This is a genomic window from Mucilaginibacter jinjuensis (assembly GCF_028596025.1).
In the GTDB taxonomy this organism is placed as follows: Bacteria; Bacteroidota; Bacteroidia; order Sphingobacteriales; family Sphingobacteriaceae; genus Mucilaginibacter; species Mucilaginibacter jinjuensis.
This window is the reverse complement of record NZ_CP117167.1, coordinates 412482-431108: the sequence shown is the minus strand read 5'-3', so window position 1 is coordinate 431108 and position 18627 is coordinate 412482. Positions and strand designations below refer to the sequence as shown.

Here is an 18627-nt window from a genome sequence, read left to right as displayed (position 1 = left end):
CTTATTTAACGTTTTTTTCAAGGTAAGCGATAGCCTGGCCAACAGTACCAATTGTTTCAGCCTGATCGTCAGGAATAGCCACGTTAAATTCTTTTTCAAACTCCATGATTAATTCCACGGTGTCTAATGAATCTGCACCCAGGTCGTTGGTGAAGCTTGCTTCTGGTGTAACTTCACTTTCGTCAACACCTAATTTTTCTACGATAATAGCTTTTACTCTTGAAGCGATATCAGACATGGTCTTTGATGTTTAATTGATTAATAAATTTTCTGTGCAAAGAAAGTCAAATTCTATTAAATATCAAATCTAAAAATCTATGCATAATTCATAACAAATTTTTAGTGCTACGGTTTGTATTAGTAATTTTACCGGGTTATATATTATATAGTGGTTTTAAATAAGCGGATTTTAAAGTTTGAGATCGACCTGGATTTCATTTTAATCGCGATAACTTCGTCATTGAAGGACTATCGCATCTGCTACTATATTAATAAACAGTTAAATTTTAACTTCATCAGGCAACCAGATCTGGGTGTTGATATTCATCATAGTAATGATCCGGTACTTTTTTCTATCTTTCACCATTATTGGGAAGCAAGCGAAACAGATTTCTATTTTATTGCAAATAAGGGCTCAGACGGCCTTTTAATACCCGAGATGCGTAGCGTTGATTACTTCTTAATGATAAAAAATTACATCGATCCACGAGATTTGGAAGACATGATTACACAGTTAAATAAGTTGCCCGAGATAGTGGCGGCTGTAAAGATTGATCCTAAAAAAATAAAATCCCGTGAAAATCTTTTATTTTAGCGCAAATTTTAAAAAATACTACAGTATAACGACTTTACATTATATAGTACAGCCAGTTTAACCCCCGCATTAATATGAAATTATCCTATAACAGAACTAAGATTGTGGCTACCATGGGCCCTGCTTCGGCAAAAAAAGAAACTTTACTGGCCATGGTAAAAGCAGGTGTAAACATTTGCCGCTTAAACTTTTCGCATGGAAAAGCAGAAGATCACCAGAAAGTTATTGATACTATCCGCGAAATTAACGCGCAGTACAAATTAAACATCGGTATCCTGGCAGATTTACAAGGACCAAAAATCCGTATTGGTTTGGTAAAAGACGGCGGTATCAATTTAGTTAATGGCAAACATATCAAAATCACTACCAATGAGTGTATTGGTGATGATGAGCAGATCTACATTACTTATGATACCTTCCCACAGGATGTACATGCCGGCGAAACCATCTTATTAGATGACGGTAAACTGCAGCTTAAAGTAATTGAAACCAACAGAAAAGATACCGTAATATGTGAAGTATTACACGGAGGTATCTTAACCTCACGTAAAGGCGTTAACCTGCCAAACACTAAAGTATCTATCCCAAGCTTAACCGAAGAAGATTTAGTTAACCTGGAGCAGGCTTTAGCAAATGATGTGGAGTGGATCGGCCTTTCTTTCGTTCGTAACGCAGAGGATATCGTTGACCTGAAACGTATTATTGCAAAAAACAATAAAGCATCACGCGTTATTGCTAAAATTGAGAAACCAGAAGCTATCGATAATATCGACGCAATTATTGCTGTTACAGACGGCGTAATGGTTGCCCGTGGAGATTTGGGCGTTGAAATGCCTTTAGAAGAAGTGCCTTTGCTGCAAAAAATGATTGCACGTAAATGCCGTGCGGCTTCTAAACCGGTTATCGTTGCTACCCAGATGTTAGAATCAATGATCACTACCCCGCGCCCAACACGTGCCGAGGTTAACGACGTTGCCAACTCTGTACTGGATGGTGCTGATGCAGTAATGCTAAGCGGAGAAACTTCAGTTGGTGAGTTCCCGGTTATTGTTATCGAAACAATGGCTAAAATTGTACGTAACGTTGAAGAAAAAGGCTACCCATATAATAGCAATAAAGAAGTAAGCCAGGATACTACTTCGCAAAACTACCTGAGTGATGCACTTTGCGGTTCGGCTGTTTACTTAGCTGAACATACCAATGCATCAGGTATTGTATCAATGACTACTTCTGGTTACACTGCGTTTGAAATTTCATCTTACAGACCGTTTGCCGGCACTTATATATTCACATCTAACAGAAACTTATTAAATGCACTAAGCTTACTTTGGGGCGTTAAAACTTTCTACTACGATGGTTTAGAAAGTACTGATAAAACTATTGCCGATGTTAATGCTATCCTTAAAGCTGAGAACCTGATCGAAGCTGGTGATGTAGTAATTAACACTGCCGCTGTGCCAATTGCTGCACAAGGCAAAACTAACATGCTGAAAGTAACTGTTATTGAATAACCGGTACCACTAAGCAAGAAAAGGGAATGATCATAAGATCATTCCCTTTTTTATTTTTTACCGGCCTGTTTACCGGTGTTTTTGTCTTTGGCCTGCGATAAACTATTTATCTGCAATTAACGACCTGTGGGGGTAAGGATTCCGTCTCTTTGCTTAATAAACTTCGGCTCTAAAAACCTTTCCTTGTAGTTTACCAATTTTCGCAAAGCGATAATCCCAATACATTCTTAATATACTCATAACGCCGTGTTTTAGTAATGCTTTTGACCAATAATTAAAACAATGGTTTAAAGCATGCTATAATATTTAGTGCTTTAACATGGCGAAAGTATGAAAAATTTCTTAAATACAATCTAAGCTAATAGTTTTCAACAGAATTAATGCACTATAAATCAGGCTAATAAATTTAAAATTTCATCAATACAAGCCCTTTTACAAACACGTGTTGATAACTCCAAAACTGCACCAATGCCTTAGAAGGATAAATTTGAGATAAGCCCCTGTTAATTTCCTCTGATTGATTTACCGGTTACTTTATTTTAACACAGTTTTAACGTTTCGATAAAGCATTAACACGGCAACTATTGTGTTACATAATAAATATCCATTAGCCCCTATCTGCTGCAAAAGCGCGGGCTTGCCATGGTTCAAGCTTTTGTTATATAAATAAGTTAGTCTAATGTGTGGGCCCCGTCGCAAGCGGGGCTTTTTTGTGAACAGATCATAAAAATTAACTGGAAATATTACCTTTCAAAAACTTAAATAAATCACGCTCATGCTTAAACCAATCTTTACACTTTTACTTGCTTTCGGTATTTATACCGCTGCATCCGCCCAAACAAAAGGGAATACAGAATTCGGGATTAATGTGGGTTTAAATACCTCAACCGTTTTTACAAACAGTGGTTACGGCTACTATGGCTATACCAACCCTGATTATAGGGTAGGGTTTAACGTAGGCCTCACTGCCGATCATTACTTCTCTGATCGCTGGAGCCTTAAAGCCAAACTAATTTACGACCAAAAAGGCTGGAATAGCGGCTATATTTCATTTAATGACAATAGTAGTTATGCTACCGATTATAAGCTCAACTACCTTACCATCCCGGTTATGGCTAACTGGCATTTTGGCCGCACCAGAAACTGGTATCTTAACTTTGGCCCTTACATCGGTATTTTGTTAAACGCCAAAGAGAGCGCAAAAAATACAGATGTAAAACCCTATATCAATAACCCAGATGGTGGTTTGGCCGTGGGTATTGGCGTAAAATTCCCGATCGGCGAGGGTTCTAAATTCTTTATAGAATACCTTGGCCAGGGAGGTGTTGGCGATGTATTTAAAAACAATTTCGATTCATCTGTTAACAACAGCGTGTCGAGCTTTAACATCGGTATCACATTTTAATTAAAGCCCTACAAAATAAAAAGCCATCCCAACGGTTTGTCAGGATGGCTAATCAATAGTTAATCTGTTAGTTTACTTGCTATAGATGTTACTCGAGTTACGATAGCCTGATGTTGTATTGGTATACCAGTCTACATAATTAGCGCCGCTTGACGAAGCCCAATCAGAGAAATGCAGGTATGCCTGGTTAATTGGCACGGTTTCAATTGGCCAGCTAAATGGCTGGCTAAAGTTGATAGCCCATGGCCAGTTTTCTTTCGATAGATAGTAACGTCCTGTTGCTGGTGTAGAGCTATCATCACCCGTACCAAATAAGGCCGTATTGGCTTTATCTGTTGGTGCATAGCCCGGCAAGTGTGCCTCATAGCCACGGCGCAGGTTGCTGATCAGGAATGGGTTAAATGCTGATACCGTTAAGGTTGATGCAGCAATAGGCGTGTTAAAATTAATATCAACTGCTGCGGTGGTACCGTTTGTAACCTTATCTTTAGTGGTTAAGGTATTGATAAAGAATGAAGCATCCGGATTTTTGATCAATGCCTCGTGATTATCAAATGGAATAATTACTGCCTTTGATTGCCCTGCTTCTACACCGTTAGATGCGAAGGTGATATAATTACTAATAGCTTGCTGCCCTGTTACCGAAGCCACTGCCGAAGCCGGAATAGGTAACTGCACACCGAAACCATTGTGGAATGACGCACCCGCGGCACCTACGTTAAAATTACCCTTTAACTCAACAACCTGGTTAGAGGCATTGCTGATAAAGGCGTATTGGTAGTTTACCACTAAATCATTCATATCATAATCGCCTTTGGTTGGGAAGTTATCCTCGAACGCAATGGTAGAGAATGTTGTTGACGACGGATAGTAGCTGATATAAGCACGATTTGGATCATTAGGGAAAGCATCCTGTGCATCGGCAACACCATCACCGTCGGTATCGCCACCTCTGTCAATGGTAGATACGCCCGTGGTTGATATAGCCGTAATTGGATTGGCAGTTGCGTATACCACTAAATCATTAAAATCGTTATCAGAACCACCGGTTTGCCTGTTGGTATCTTCAAAGCCCATTAAGTAAAGCTTATGTACATCATCATATAACATTACAGTATGTCTTTTTAATGATGTAGTAGTTTCAGGGTTAAAGCTATCCTGGGTATAGAATTTGGTTGCGTTGGTATTAACACCGCTGCCTGTCCACGCATTTTGTAGCAATACAAAACCGATAGAAGTACCTGCGCTGAATGTACCCAGCTTAACTTTATCGCCCGAAACCAAACCACCGCCCGAACCGGATGCCGAAGCATTAGGGAAGATATAAGTGATTTTATCGATACCGCCTAGCAGTGTGCCACCCGAAGATAAACCCGGCGGGTTGCTTGTTTGATAGGTATAGTAAGCCAGTGTATTTTGGTAACCTGCACCTTCTGATACGAACGTAACCCATACATCTGATGTAGCAGTTACGTTGATGGTGTTAACTGCCGTAGTAGCCAGGTATGATGGATGCGATGTAGTTACCGGGGTACCTTCTGGCAGGGATGCATTTACATACGAAAGTAACGAAGCAGGCACCACATCACCCGTTGCTTCCAGATAAGCCGGGCGGCCCAGGTTAGTTGGGCTGGTAAATGCATTTGATGACGTATAGCCGGTTGGGTAACCAATATCAGTGTTCAGCAAGCCATTAATGCTGATTCTCCCAGTTGATGAAGAGCCGGTTGGGATATTGTTAATGGCATCGGGTGTAATGTCGCCGCTGTAGCCTGTTTTACCACCAATAGTAGCTGTAACTGCATTGTTGTTAATAACAGCCGTGGCATTATGTAACAAGCCGATATAAGCCGGATCTATCACCAGGCTGCCATAATAAGCCGGGACAGTTATTTTAGCTGTAACCTTACCAGATTTATCTGATACAGCCCTAAATATGGCTGCACTTGGGTTGGTACTACCCGGCGCATATACGCTTACAACAACACCGGCTAGTGGGCCATTGCTATTATCCTGAAGTGTAAGGTTTAAGCTTACATCTTTTGAAGTAGCAAAATTGAACCCATCGGGAGCAATTTTGTTCACCGGCGTGGTTGGACCATCGCCATTCGAGTGATCCTTTTTGCACGATGTAAAAACCGCCACACCCGCAATCAGGCAAAAAGTAAGGAATCTGTTCATAAAAAATTAACTATCAGTAAATAAATTTATTCGCTTTCTACGGATAGCTTTTATAAAAGTTTCTTATTACATATATAAATATAAACTATTAGTTATTTTAATATCTCTAAAAGATGTCAAAAATCAATTTGGATTAAATTCAAGCATTGTAAATAACTATTAAGATAATTTATTTACCATTGCAACACCTGCTCACTTTTGTTCATTTTATTCATTTCTCGATTTTGTAACATTTCTATTTAACTGCTTCTCTAAAAGAGACATAAGCACTTCTCATGAAAATTAACAAATACACTTTTGCCCTCGTGCTGTTACTGTGCACAAGCTTCACAGTATTTGCACAAACAGACACCATCACGGCCGACAATCATAAACTCATTACAGCCCAGCTTAAGCCCGGGCTCAGGCAATACCTGGTATATTTTCAGGTACCTAAGCAGCCTAAAATATTAAGGCTTTCTTTATGGCTCCGCAATATTGCTGTTGAAAAAATAAATGGGGAAGATGTATTTGTAACCACCCAGCATTGGTACAGCCCTGATACGGCAAGCTATCGCACCTTTAGATCGATCAATAAGAAAGCTGATTTTGCCCCTGTATTTCACGAGGAAAAAGCAGGCGGAAAGTTAAAGGCCTATAACTGGGCTGCAACAAAAATTACGGGTGCCGATACGGTAGCAGATAATTCAGCCAAAGGCTTTTCACTAAATTTTGATCGTGCCAACCTAAACTGGAACCTGGATATAGAAACCTTTGAAATGCTGCCGCTTGCCGCAAATAAAGTGTTTGCTATTTATTTTTACGATGCAGGCTTAACTCCCCCGGCTTATGTTATTTACAAAGTAATTGGCAACGAAACTGTAAGCCTTAACGACAATAAAAACATAGACTGCTGGAAACTATTTACAGAAGGCAAGTTATCCAACGGTACCCCTTACACCGAGACTTACTGGATCAGCAAAAAGAACCACGAGCTGCTAAAAGAAGAAGATTTTTATAACGGCATGTACCGCTATAAAATTAAGCAGCCCGGCATTGCGCAAGATCTCTTAAAGAGATTTAATTAATGCTTTTTAGTAGTAATTAAAATAACACCATTTACACCCCGTTCGCCGTATATATTCGGGTCTCCATCTTTAAACACGTTAATACGTTCAATATTTTCAGCCTTAACACCTTTCATCTCGGCAAGTGTAATTTCCTTATCATCCAGATAATACAGCGGTGGTGATGAAGTTACCTTTATAGAGTTGGTCTGTATCTTATAAACGGCTTTAGATGTGGTATCACCCTGCCTGCGCGTATAAGTTACGGTTGAAAAGACGGTAGAAGGGCTGCTATTATATTGTAATGGATTGCTTTGCACATAGATCATTTGATTATCGTGCTTACGGGTTACCATTGTATCAGCAGTGTGCTGTGCTATTTTATCATCTTCCAATTTAAAGCTTATCGGTATTATCATCCGCGATCTTATCGTGGCACCATCCTGTACACCAGGGTTCCATTTTGGCGAAGCGCTTATAACGCGTACAGCCTCCTGGGCGCCAATTGTATTTAGCTCTGTTAAAGGTTTAATATCTGACAATGAACCGTCTTTTTCAACAAAAAACGACACAACTACCCTGGCCTCATGATGCTTTTCACGCCACTCTGCCGGGTACCTGATGTTTTGACCAAGATACTTTGAGAATTCCGGTAAGCCTCCTTTAAAAGAAGCCGGACTTGCCGTCACCGTTAATAACCGGGTATCTTTTACGGTATCAATTTTAATTCCTTTTGATGGAACCGGCCTCGCTTCCGGTTTAAAATCTTTCACCTCTGGTATAACAGAAAGCCCTGTAGCTAATTTGCCATGTGTAGCAGTTGATGTAACCGTGGTGTACACATTTTGCAAAGCAGGCGGTGCGGCAGGTACCATCATTATTTGCTCTGCTTTATCACTAATAATAGTAATGGCCAAATTGGTGCGGGTTGTAGCTGATGATAATATCAGCATCAAGGCAAACAATGGCGCCGATAATCCATATTTTAACAATGCCGTACGCTGCGAGTTATTTTTCTGCAGCATCAATATCCGTTGCTTCAGCAAGCTGTGATTAAAGAAAGGATTAACCAGCTCGTGTGCCGGGGTTTTAAAGGTTTCACTCAATAACAGCAGGGCATATTCCTGTTTGCTGGTACCGGCTTTCAGGGCATTACGATCGGCAATAAACTCATGAATGTGTTTGATAGCTTTGCGATAGAAATACACAGCCGGATTAAACCAGTTGATGATCATAATAGCCTCGATCAACATTACATCGGCCGAGTGCCATTGCCGGGCATGCACTTCTTCGTGCGCCATAATTACATTGCGGCTATTAACGGTTTCGCCCAGCTTAATGGTTTTAAAAAAAGAGTAGGCATCTTCACTTTCATTATATTTAATATTGTAGCGCAACACCATTAATTGCAAAATAAAACGCGAAGCGAGTAGTATAATACCGCCTACGTAAACAATGGCTAATACCTGCCCAACGGTGAGGTGCTGACTTGGTGCTGCAGGGATCTGGTAAATTACCACCGGATCGAGATGATAAATGGTTTGTTTAAGCTGCTGTGTTATAAACAGGTTACGAGCCCATTCGGCCTGTACCAAAGGCAGCATAAATGATAATATGGCCGAACCTACCAGGTAAAACCTGTTTAATTGAAAAAACGTTTCGCGGCGAAGCAGCAGGGCATAAAACCCGTAAAACAAAATCAGGTAAACATTCGCCAGTATCAGATATTGCCACCAGGTCATAAAATGTTATTATTTGTCTTTCAACTTTTCAATCAATTTCAAAATCTCATCAGCCTCTTTCATGTCAATCTTTTCTTTCTGCACAAAAAACGAGAACATGCGTTTTACCGAATTATCAAAATAGCCGTTCAGTAATTTATCGGTCGCAAAGTTCTGGTATTGCTCCTTGCTGATGAGCGGATGATACTCATGGCTTTTACCAAAGGCGGTATGGCCTACAAAGCCCTTGGTTTCCAGTATCCGGATAAAAGTCGACACCGTATTGTACGCCGGTTTAGGCTCGGGCAACTGGTCGATAATGTCCTTTACGTAAGCTTTTTTTAATTGCCAAAGCACCTGCATCAGTTGTTCTTCTGCACGTGTTAGTTCTTTCATTTCCATAATTTTAGTTTAATGGCATCCTCAAAAAACAATCGGATCTCAATATGCAAACCTTGTGTTTGCAGCTGTATTATTTTATTGCGCTCTATAAAGTTGCAACTAATGCATTAGTTATCCAAATTTATATTTAAGAACATTATCTTGCATACGTGGTTATCAATCACGTTAAACTTAAATTATACTAATGCATATTACTTTTCATGGTGCGGCACGCAATGTAACCGGCAGCAAACACATGGTACAATTAAACGATGGCACCAATATATTGCTCGATTGCGGTATGTTTCAGGGACTCGAAAACGCTGATGATTTAAACGGACACTTCGGTTTCCGTCCGGATACGGTTGATTATATGGTTTTATCGCACGCCCACATCGACCATTGCGGCTTAATACCCCGTCTGGTTGCCGAAGGTTTTAAAGGCCCGATTTACTGTACCCCGCCCACCATGAACCTTGCGCGAATCTTGATGGCAGATTCGGCACGTATCCAGACTTCTGATGCCGAGTACGCCAATACTTATCGTGAGCGAAAAGGCCTGCCCTTAGAAGAACCGCTTTATACCGAAGAAGATGCGATGAAGGCACTTGGTCAGTTTAAGGTGGTGGAGTATAATGAAGAGTTTGAGATCACCCCGCGTGTAAAAGTATTATTTACCGATGCCGGGCATTTGCTGGGCAGCGCCGCCGTGCACCTCAATATTCTGGAAGATGGTAAATACACCCAGCTTACCTTTAGCGGTGATGTTGGCCGATATGGCGATATGATATTAAGAAGCCCGGAGAAATTCCCGCAGGCTGATTATATTTTGCTGGAATCAACCTATGGCGATTCGTTGCACAAAGACCTGAAACCTATTGAGAATGCCCTGCACGATATTATCCAACACACTTGCATGGTAAGGCACGGCAAGGTAATTATCCCGGCCTTTAGCGTTGGCCGTACGCAGGAACTATTATATGCCCTTAATGCCCTGGAATTACAAGGCCGCCTACCGGATGTACCTTATTATGTGGATAGCCCGCTGGCCGACCAGGCCACACAGGTATTAAAAGAACACCCCGAAGTTTATAATAGCGAAGTAGAGAAGGTAATGAAGGTAGATGCTGATCCGTTCAGCTTTAAGGGTTTGCGCTTTACCCAATCAACGGAAGAATCTATCGCCTTAAACAATGATCCGCGCCCATGTGTCATTATCTCTTCATCGGGCATGGCCGAGGCAGGCAGGGTGAGGCACCATATCCGTAACAACATCGACAAAGAAAGAAACACCATACTGATTGTAGGTTACTGCGAGCCATCATCACTGGGCGGCCACCTGCTGCGCGGCGATAAAGTGGTTAACATCTTCCATGAAGACTACGATGTGAAAGCCGAAGTACGTTCCATTAAATCAATGAGTGCGCATGGCGATTATGAGGATCTGCTCAAATTCATGTCGTGCCAGGACCCTAAACTGGTAAAGAAAGTATTTTTAGTACATGGCGAATACGATGTACAGCAACACTTCGCCAAAAAACTACAGGATGTTGGGTTTGAACAGGTAGAGATACCGTACCAGCACCAGCGCGTAGAGATTTAGTGGCAGGGGTTAGTGGCAGTGGCAGTCTCTACCGACGAAAGATAAAGGACTGAAGGATAAAAGAAACGAAAGGAGAATGGCTTAAGGATGTAACAAACCTTTTGCTCATTCTTCTTTTCGTCTTTTACACTCCTGCTGCTGCCACTCGCCACTGCTACTCTTTTGTCTATTCTCATTTTTCTTTTCGCCTTTTCTCTTCCTGCCACTTGCCACTGCTATTACTACTCCTCCCCCCTAAAACGTCCGCATAGGGCAGGTAACTTTGTAGCGGTTGTTTAGCAAGATGCCAATTACAATCTCGTGCGTACCGTTGCTTACCGTGTTGAGAGTAGAAGTAGTTAAATCGTACGAGTAGCCAATATTAATAAACGAGCTGATATTTAAACCTGCCAATGCAGAGAACGAATCATTGTGCCGGTACGAACCACCGATCCAGAACCTGTCGCGGAAGGCCAGTTTGCCGGTAATGTCGTAGGATACAGGTACCGGGTTAATCACCTTCAGCATTATCGAGGGCATAAAAGAAACATCATCAGATACCGGCAGCTTCACACCCGAGGTAAAGAAATAATGCGGCACTGTTTGGCTTTGATTATAGGTAGATGTATTAGTGCTGAAATATAAATTTGATTTAAGCAATTGCTGCGCCGATGCGCCCACATAAAAATTAGAAGTATAAATCCAGATCCCGGCGCCCAAGTCGGGTTTCCACTGACCGGCAATACCGTTGGTAATGGCCGGGTCGTTATCAACCTCCAACGTAATTGCCGATGTGTTTAAGCCTACATAACTAACACCAGCCGCAACACCTACCGCCATGTTCCATTTTGGGCTTAAGCCGATATGATAAGCATAAGTAGCATCAATGTTAGTTTCGGTTAACGGGCCTGCTTTATCGCTCACAATCGTCATACCTATACCGTGGTGCGGGGCGGCGGCCTGGTAATCCTGCACGTACGAACGGCTCATAGGGTTTTCGGTGCCTCCGGCTGGCGAGCCAGCAGCATCACCATTCAAAAATTGATTGCCGATGGGCATATTAAAGGTTAAGTATGATGTAGTTGGTGCGCCGTCGAGGCCAGTCCATTGTTTGCGGTAACCCATTTTAAGATCGGTATAATTTTCAATACCAGTTACGGCAGGGTTAAGCAGGTAGTTATTAAAAACGTATTGGGTATACTGCGGGCGCTGTTGTGCTAAACCAATATTTGCTGCAATAGAAAAAATTATAATCAGGTTAAAAACTCTCTTCATGTATACCGCCCAGCTTTTTACAAATAAGCGCCTGCTTTTCAGCAGGCGCCATCTTCTATGAAAACATACCAGGGAAAAACTCGAATCGCATACAATAATCCCCTGCTATGTTTTAAAGGTGGCAATTGCTATAGGCTACAGCAATGATGTATCGCTAAACAAGCCTTATGTATAGATGAATGCCGCAACATTAACTATTGATAAAATACAGGCAATTATTTGCTTAAGATTTGTTCGTAAAGCTGCAGGTATTGCTGAGCCGCACGGTCCCACGAAAATTTCATGGCTTGTTGTTTGATTTCCCAGGATAGGTTTCTGCTGAGAAAATCGTCCATACCATTCTTAAATGTTTGCTGCATGGCAGCAGGTTCTAAGCTGTCGAAATAATAGGCAACGTCTCCACCAACCTCGGGCAAGGAGGTATACTTCGACAGAAATACCGGTTTCCCGAAATGCATGGCCTCAATAACAGGCAAACCAAAACCCTCCGTTCTTGAAGGAAATAGAAAAGCAGTACAATTTTGATAATACCAGGCCTTGGCCTCATCAGATACCGGGCCGGTGATATGAAGCCGGTCTAAACAGCCAAACTTTTTAGCTTCCGCTATAATCACATTTACGTGTGGTGTTTCAATCCCGGCAATAACCAGTTCTAATTCGTTATCCTGTAATAAAGCAGGTAATAAGTGAAAGTTTTTTTGCCGCGAAAGCAGACCGATTGTAAAAAGGAACGGTTTAGTTGGTGCAACAACCGGTTTGTAACCATCGGGCACTGTCAACGCATCCGCGCCATTATAAATTACAGTTACTTTGTCTTTAGTTTGGGGGAAATAGTGTTGGATATCGTTAGCCACAAATTGTGATATAGCCACAATGTGATCAACCTGTTCAATATTCTTTCTTAACTTTTGAAGATACTTCTCTATCTCTTCCGGCGTACTGGTTTCTACGTGTACCCTGTTCATATCATGAATGGTCATGATCTTCTTCGCGTTAACCCAGGCAGGGTTTAAGCGGCACATATCATCGGTAATGTGTACTAAATCATATTTATTACGATTAGGAAAATAAAGCTGATGCCATTTGGAGAGTTGCAGAATATCAACTTTATCATCAAACCGGTAAGCCGTCCTTTGATGCAAGTAAAATTCGAGATGAAACCTATCGTGATTATTATTAATTAAGCCATTACCCAACCCTTTACCAAAGTAGAAGTATCCACTGTTGGCATTCTTCATAGAATCAAAAGTTACTAATATCGATGGTTGGTGTGTCACAGCTTAATGCTTAAAATGCCCGTAAAAATATATAAATTAAGTTGGCTTGCTTATAAACCGAATAGCACAACATTAACCATTAATAAAATATAGGTTAAAAATCTTTATTTTGCCCGATTATAAATCTTCAGTCCCGAAATCATGTTCGACATTTGCTGCATAGGCCACATCACTCTCGATAAAGTAGTTACCAGCCACTCTAAAAAGTATATGGCAGGCGGCACATCGTTCTACTTTTCGAACGCCATTAACCAGATGGATGTGAGCTATACCCTGGTAACTGCCGTTGCCCTGAGCGAAATGCACTATGTAAAGGACCTGCGATCAAAAGGCATTGAGGTAAAGGCATTACCAAGTACCTATACTGTATATTTCGAAAACACCTACGGCATTGACCAGGATCACCGCACTCAGCGTGTTTTGCAGGAAGCGGATCCCTTTACTATTGAGCAATTAAAAGATATTGAAGCTAAAATATTTCACCTCGGTCCGCTGCTTGCAGGTGACATTCCAGTTGATTTGATTAAAGATCTATCTACCCGTGGCCAGGTATCGTTAGATGCACAAGGTTATTTGCGTGATGTTAAACATCAAAAAGTACACCCTATCGACTGGGTTGCCAAACAAGAAGCCCTTGCCTATATCCACACCTTAAAAGTAAACGACCACGAAATGGAAGTACTTACAGGGGTGAAAGACATCAAAGAAGGTGCAAAAATACTGGCCGACTGGGGCGTTAAAGAAGTAGCCATTACCTTGGGTAGCAAAGGTTCGGTTATTTATGCTGATGATATATTTTATACCATCCCCGTTTGTAAACCATTGAGAGTTGTTGATGCTACCGGTTGCGGCGATACCTATATGGCAGGCTACCTATACAAACGTATTAAAGGAGCAGGCATACAAGAAGCTGGCGAATTTGCGTCGGCTATGGCAGGCTTAAAGATCCAGTCTTCAGGACCGTTTACAGGTACTGAAGAAGACGTGATTGCGTTCTTGAACGAGAAAAAGTGCTAAACAGCAAGCATTTGGGGCCTGATAATGTTTACCACATCAACCTCCAATATATCGGCAATACACATTAAACGGTTAATGGTAATATTGCTTTGCCCGAGTTCAATTTTGCTATAGGCATTTTGCGACATCTCCAGCTTTGCTGCCAGATAATCCTGCGTATAATTCCTGTCTTCTCTTATCTTGCGGATATGAGCAGCCACCGTTCTGGTTCTATCGTCACACAAAGCTTTCATTGAGACTATCGTAATAAAGTAAGGCCCTTAAATTTAATTGATATCTATTAGTAAGATATACGAGACTTAACAAGCAACAGGTTAAAATGTAACAACTTTTATCAGAGCCACAGGTTGTATAAACATCAATTGATTTTACTGATCCAGATTAACTATGTTTATATTGCGTAAACCGAATATCACAATGAAAAATAACCTATTCTTATTACTCACACTATTTACTGTACCTGCCCTTGCATCAAACCATAATAACGAAGCCAATAAAATATTAACACAAACGGCCGACAAGTTATTAAGCATACAAACGGTAAGCTATCATTATGAACGAGACATTAGCTATCCAAAAGAAAACTATCATTCAAAGGCATCTGCTCAATGTTATCTTGAATTTGATAAAGAAAAGGTTTCGAAGTTTCAATTAAATTCAGAAGCAACCTTCCAGGTTTATAACGGTACCGAATATTTTTCGCTTGATAAAAAAGCCAAAACTTATGAGTTGAAAGAGCAGCCGGATGGTAAAGCATTTAATTCTTTCTCTTATTTCTACAATTCTATCCCATCGTTCAGGAGTATATTGTATCAGATTATCCGGGATGATTCTATTAGTAAAACAACCCGCGATACAGTAATAGCAAATAAACCTTACCACATTGTGAGCCTGGCTATGCAAAATAAGGGGATAGATTATCTGGGGAGTTTCAGAAATTTCACAACGGTTATGGCTATGTACTACGACATAATTATTGACCCTGCCAGCAGTTTACCTTACCAAATTATAGAGCGCAACAGTCACGAAAAAACTGATATTACCAAGGTTACATATACCGATATAAATATTAGCCCTAATAAACCTCAAGAAACATCGTGGTATTATTCTACCTATACCAAAGAATATCAACCAGAGAAAAAAATAGCCAACAAACCGATGATAGCCGCAGGGGCAATACTTCCAGATTGGCAGCTCCCTGTTTACAAAGGTGATACCTTAACTACGCTGCAAAACAGCAGCTTAAAAGGTAAAGTTATACTAATGGAGTTTTGGATTAAAAACTGCAGCTATTGTATGGAATCATTTACATACTTAAAAGAGCTTCAGCAAAAGTTTAACGCCGCCAATGTGCAGATAATAACCATAAACGCTTACGACTCACCTAAAGAAATAGGCTTTTTCTACAATCGGGAAAAACCGGCTTACAAAATGTTGTACGCAGGCCAAGCATTGGCAAAAGATTTAGGCATATATAGCTATCCGCAAGCTATATTAGTTGATAAAAGTGGCAAAGTTATTTTTGCAGGAACTTTTGGAAAAGACAGTAAAACACAGATAGAACAGCTAATAACAAAACAGCTATAAAAGTAAAAAGGCCCCTAACCGGGGCCTTTCTCTTTTACAATTCTTTAATCTTAATATTTTTAAAGGCAACCACATGCCCATGGTCCTGTAAGGCTATTTTACCTTTAGGGTATTTGGCAAAGTTGGCCCAGGTTTTAAACTTGCTGTTATTCAAGAGTTCATTCCACTCGGGGCTGCCCATTTGCACGTTGATGATCTCGGTACCATTCAGCCAGAATATGAGGTGGCCATCTTTTTTCGAGATCTTGGCTACGTTCCATTCACCCGCTGGTTTGGCTACAGATGATGATGGTGCTTTCATATCATACAATGAACCTGCAAGGTGGTTAGCTTTTTTATTGTCTTCGGCTTTTTCATTATCCAGCACCTGCATTTCAATACCACTTAAATAAGTTTGGTTTAAGGAAGCATCCTCATGCACGCCGAAGATGATGCCGCTATTACCTTCCGGAGAGATCTTCCACTCTACCGAAAGTTCGTAGTTCTCATATTCTTTGTCAGTTACTAAATCGCCCTGGTCTGGAGCTTTGGGGTCTAATTGTAATACGCCGCCTTCTACTTTCCAGGCAGGGCTTGCTGTTGGTTTTAAATAAGAGTGCCAGCCTGTGGTGGTTTTACCATCAAACAATAAATGCCAGCCTTCTTTTTGTTCTTTTTTAGTTAGTTGGTTTTGTGCCGATGCGCTGTATGTAACAGCTAAAGCGCAAAGCAATGCAAACATGTTTTTCATTATCAATTTTTTAGGTATAAAAGATGCTTGTAAGATATACAGTTAATTGCAATATCGCAATGAGAGTTTTAACTTGGTGAAGATAGGTGTGAATTATCATCCCATTTCTACCCCTTATTAAAGTAGGTAGTGTTAGCAGGGCCATTGCCTTCTCCTTTAAAGGGGAACACTACTGCCTGTGCAACTTGCAGCAACATTAATAAGGGGTAAAATTTAGATGGGTACAACTTTAGTTAAATTGAGATATTAATTTAATAAGAACCATGTCCTATAACGCGGAGCATATACTTCAAGTGATAAGGGAAACTTTATTGCCCTTGCCCGGCACCCGCGAGGGTATTTGCTTTGGCGCAACAGCTTTCTATATCCAAAAGAAATTGCTGTGTACCTTAAAGCCCGACGGTGTAACTATGTACCTCTATCACCACGACCGCGACGAGCTGATTGTCATTAACCCCGATATTTATTTCACAACCGATCATTATAAAAACTGGCCATCTGTACTCATTAATCTACCCCTGATTACTGACGACGACCTTAAACCACTGTTGATTAACGCATGGAAGTTAAAGGCCAGTAAAACACAATTAAAGGCATTCGAAAAGGTGTAGTACGATTTGCACAATCAGCCCCTTAGATTGTCGTATTTGCCCCTGCCGGGTTTGCGTAAATGATAATATGTTTGTAATAACCTCTAATTAAACCAATTAATAAAAACATAAATTATGTTTAAAGACACAAAAGCATTCAGCGGATTTTCGGTAAATGATGTAGCCGCTGCCAAAGCATTTTACAGCGATATATTAGGATTGGAGGTTGAAGAGAACCCCGAAATGCAGGGCATACTAACCTTGCACATTGCTGGCGGTGGTAAAATAATTATTTACCCCAAGCCCAACCATACCCCGGCCAGCTTTACTATACTCAACTTCCCGGTAGCTGATGTGGCCGAAGCTGTAAAGCAACTTAAAGCCAAAGGCGTAAAATTTGAAAGCTACGACTGGCCCGGCTTTAAAACCGACGACGATAATATTTTCCGGGACGGTGGCCCGCTCATTGCCTGGTTTACAGATCCGGCAGGGAATATTTTATCCGTAATACAGGAATAGGCAATTATAAATCTAAAACAATCACTTCTTAAATTATGGCAACCGCACCCCAAAGCACAAAATCAACCCGGGTTATATACTGGATATTTACCACAATTTTTGTTCTGTTAGATTCTGTAATACCCGCCCTTACCTTCAACAGCCCGCTTGCAAAAGCGGGTATAGCCCACTTAGGCTACCCCGATTATTTCAGGATCGAACTTTCTATCGGTAAAATTATCGGCGGTATATTATTAATTCTGCCGATGATACCACCGCGGTATAAAGAATGGGGATATGTAGGTTTCGGCATCTCATTAATCTCGGCCCTGGTGGGCGATGTGGTGATGGACGGCCCCAAAGGTGCTATACTGCCAATTGTAGGTATGGTTATCCTGCTGGTATCATACATTACCTACCATAAAATATACGCACCCTTTAAATCAAATGTATAATGAGTGCACTACTATACATAGTTATCAGCATAGCCATTGTTGTGGCTGTGTTTTTATTACTGGCCGCCGTTACCAAAAGCGAATATACGGTAACACGAAGTGTAGTGATCGATCAGCCCAAACAGGTAGTTTTCGATTATATCAAATATCTTAAAAATCAGGACAACTACAGTGTATGGGTGATGATGGACCCTGGGATGAAGAAGGAATACACCGGCACGGATGGTACGGTTGGATTTAAATCCAGTTGGAACAGCGATAATAAAAAGGTAGGCCAGGGCGAACAAACCATTACCGGCATTAACGAAGGCGAAATGCTGAACAGCGAAATCCACTTTATTAAACCTTTTGAAGGACTGGCCAAAGCCAGCATGATTACCGATGCACTGCCACTCAATAAAACTAAAGTAACATGGACATTCACCAGCAAAATGGCTTACCCTATGAATATTATGCTGCTATTTATGAACATGGATAAAATGATAGGCGGCGACCTTGAAACCGGACTTGTTAACCTGAAAAATGTATTAGAAGCATAAACACTAAAATCTACAATT

20 protein-coding genes are annotated in these 18627 nt (G+C 40.9%); 11 read left to right on the top strand and 9 right to left on the bottom strand.

The genetic code is table 11. The features are described 5' to 3' along the window. Position 1 precedes the first annotated feature (1 nt). A complete protein-coding gene (locus PQO05_RS01965; RefSeq protein WP_008508386.1) occupies positions 2-238 on the bottom strand; it encodes an acyl carrier protein in 237 nt (78 codons plus the stop codon). A gap of 150 nt (positions 239-388) precedes the next feature. On the opposite strand from PQO05_RS01965, the gene PQO05_RS01960 reads away from it, so the two are divergent. From PQO05_RS01960 to PQO05_RS01950, 3 genes are all read left to right on the top strand, one after another. After that, positions 389-814, top strand: a complete 426-nt coding sequence (locus tag PQO05_RS01960; RefSeq protein ID WP_273630958.1) for an IPExxxVDY family protein — start codon at positions 389-391, stop codon at positions 812-814. Positions 815-888: 74 nt separating this feature from the next. Continuing rightward, a complete protein-coding gene (pyk, locus tag PQO05_RS01955) occupies positions 889-2325 on the top strand; it encodes a pyruvate kinase (RefSeq protein ID WP_273630957.1) in 1437 nt (478 codons plus the stop codon). 775 nt (positions 2326-3100) lie between these two features. Next, positions 3101-3730, top strand: a complete 630-nt coding sequence (locus PQO05_RS01950; protein ID WP_273630956.1) for a porin family protein — start codon at positions 3101-3103, stop codon at positions 3728-3730. 72 nt (positions 3731-3802) lie between these two features. Here the strand turns inward: PQO05_RS01950 and PQO05_RS01945 are convergent, their stop codons facing one another. Beyond that, complete coding sequence (locus PQO05_RS01945; RefSeq protein ID WP_273630955.1) at positions 3803-5911, bottom strand: LruC domain-containing protein; 2109 nt, start codon at positions 5909-5911, stop codon at positions 3803-3805. 275 nt (positions 5912-6186) lie between these two features. Between PQO05_RS01945 and PQO05_RS01940 the strand changes: the two genes are divergently transcribed. Next, positions 6187-6978 (top strand): DUF3108 domain-containing protein, encoded by a 792-nt coding sequence (locus PQO05_RS01940; protein WP_273630954.1) that lies wholly within the window; start codon positions 6187-6189, stop codon positions 6976-6978. Here PQO05_RS01940 and PQO05_RS01935 read toward each other — a convergent pair. Both PQO05_RS01935 and PQO05_RS01930 read right to left on the bottom strand, forming a co-directional pair. Continuing rightward, positions 6975-8699 (bottom strand): M56 family metallopeptidase, encoded by a 1725-nt coding sequence (locus PQO05_RS01935; protein ID WP_273630953.1) that lies wholly within the window; start codon positions 8697-8699, stop codon positions 6975-6977. The two genes, PQO05_RS01940 and PQO05_RS01935, sit on opposite strands and share 4 nt — an antisense overlap. 9 nt (positions 8700-8708) lie before the next feature. Then, positions 8709-9080, bottom strand: a complete 372-nt coding sequence (locus PQO05_RS01930) for a BlaI/MecI/CopY family transcriptional regulator (protein WP_273630952.1) — start codon at positions 9078-9080, stop codon at positions 8709-8711. A 184-nt stretch (positions 9081-9264) separates the two neighbouring features. Between PQO05_RS01930 and PQO05_RS01925 the strand changes: the two genes are divergently transcribed. After that, on the top strand, positions 9265-10662 hold the full coding sequence (locus tag PQO05_RS01925; protein ID WP_273630951.1) for an MBL fold metallo-hydrolase RNA specificity domain-containing protein: 1398 nt from the start codon (positions 9265-9267) through the stop codon (positions 10660-10662). Here the strand turns inward: PQO05_RS01925 and PQO05_RS01920 are convergent. The 3 genes from PQO05_RS01920 to PQO05_RS01910 form a co-directional block, all read right to left on the bottom strand. Next, positions 10659-10838 (bottom strand): hypothetical protein, encoded by a 180-nt coding sequence (locus tag PQO05_RS01920; RefSeq protein WP_273630950.1) that lies wholly within the window; start codon positions 10836-10838, stop codon positions 10659-10661. The genes PQO05_RS01925 and PQO05_RS01920 overlap by 4 nt on opposite strands. A gap of 58 nt (positions 10839-10896) precedes the next feature. After that, positions 10897-11916, bottom strand: coding sequence for a PorP/SprF family type IX secretion system membrane protein (locus PQO05_RS01915; protein ID WP_273630949.1), 1020 nt, complete (start codon positions 11914-11916; stop codon positions 10897-10899). 215 nt (positions 11917-12131) lie between these two features. Beyond that, positions 12132-13193 (bottom strand): glycosyltransferase family 4 protein, encoded by a 1062-nt coding sequence (locus tag PQO05_RS01910; RefSeq protein WP_273630948.1) that lies wholly within the window; start codon positions 13191-13193, stop codon positions 12132-12134. 141 nt (positions 13194-13334) lie between these two features. On the opposite strand from PQO05_RS01910, the gene PQO05_RS01905 reads away from it, so the two are divergent. Further along, on the top strand, positions 13335-14210 hold the full coding sequence (locus PQO05_RS01905; protein ID WP_273630947.1) for a PfkB family carbohydrate kinase: 876 nt from the start codon (positions 13335-13337) through the stop codon (positions 14208-14210). On the opposite strand, the gene PQO05_RS01900 is transcribed toward PQO05_RS01905, so the two are convergent. Further along, entirely contained in the window at positions 14207-14443 is a 237-nt protein-coding gene (locus PQO05_RS01900) for a helix-turn-helix domain-containing protein (RefSeq protein WP_273630946.1), read from the bottom strand. The two genes, PQO05_RS01905 and PQO05_RS01900, sit on opposite strands and share 4 nt — an antisense overlap. A 184-nt stretch (positions 14444-14627) precedes the next feature. Between PQO05_RS01900 and PQO05_RS01895 the strand changes: the two genes are divergently transcribed. Next, positions 14628-15797, top strand: coding sequence for a TlpA family protein disulfide reductase (locus PQO05_RS01895; RefSeq protein ID WP_273630945.1), 1170 nt, complete (start codon positions 14628-14630; stop codon positions 15795-15797). A 34-nt stretch (positions 15798-15831) separates the two neighbouring features. Here PQO05_RS01895 and PQO05_RS01890 read toward each other — a convergent pair whose 3' ends face one another. Beyond that, entirely contained in the window at positions 15832-16527 is a 696-nt protein-coding gene (locus PQO05_RS01890; protein ID WP_273630944.1) for a 3-keto-disaccharide hydrolase, read from the bottom strand. Positions 16528-16790: 263 nt separating this feature from the next. Here PQO05_RS01890 and PQO05_RS01885 point away from each other — a divergent pair, with 263 nt between their 5' ends. From PQO05_RS01885 to PQO05_RS01870, 4 genes are all read left to right on the top strand, one after another. Next, the gene (locus tag PQO05_RS01885) at positions 16791-17138 is read left to right on the top strand and encodes an MmcQ/YjbR family DNA-binding protein (protein ID WP_273630943.1); all 348 of its coding nucleotides are present in this window, start codon (positions 16791-16793) and stop codon (positions 17136-17138) included. Positions 17139-17252: 114 nt separating this feature from the next. Further along, positions 17253-17636 (top strand): VOC family protein, encoded by a 384-nt coding sequence (locus tag PQO05_RS01880; protein WP_273630942.1) that lies wholly within the window; start codon positions 17253-17255, stop codon positions 17634-17636. A 35-nt stretch (positions 17637-17671) separates the two neighbouring features. Beyond that, the gene (locus tag PQO05_RS01875; RefSeq protein ID WP_273630941.1) at positions 17672-18070 is read left to right on the top strand and encodes a DoxX family protein; all 399 of its coding nucleotides are present in this window, start codon (positions 17672-17674) and stop codon (positions 18068-18070) included. After that, a complete protein-coding gene (locus PQO05_RS01870; protein WP_273630940.1) occupies positions 18070-18609 on the top strand; it encodes an SRPBCC family protein in 540 nt (179 codons plus the stop codon). The genes PQO05_RS01875 and PQO05_RS01870 overlap by 1 nt, the downstream gene beginning before the upstream one ends. Positions 18610-18627 lie beyond the last annotated feature (18 nt).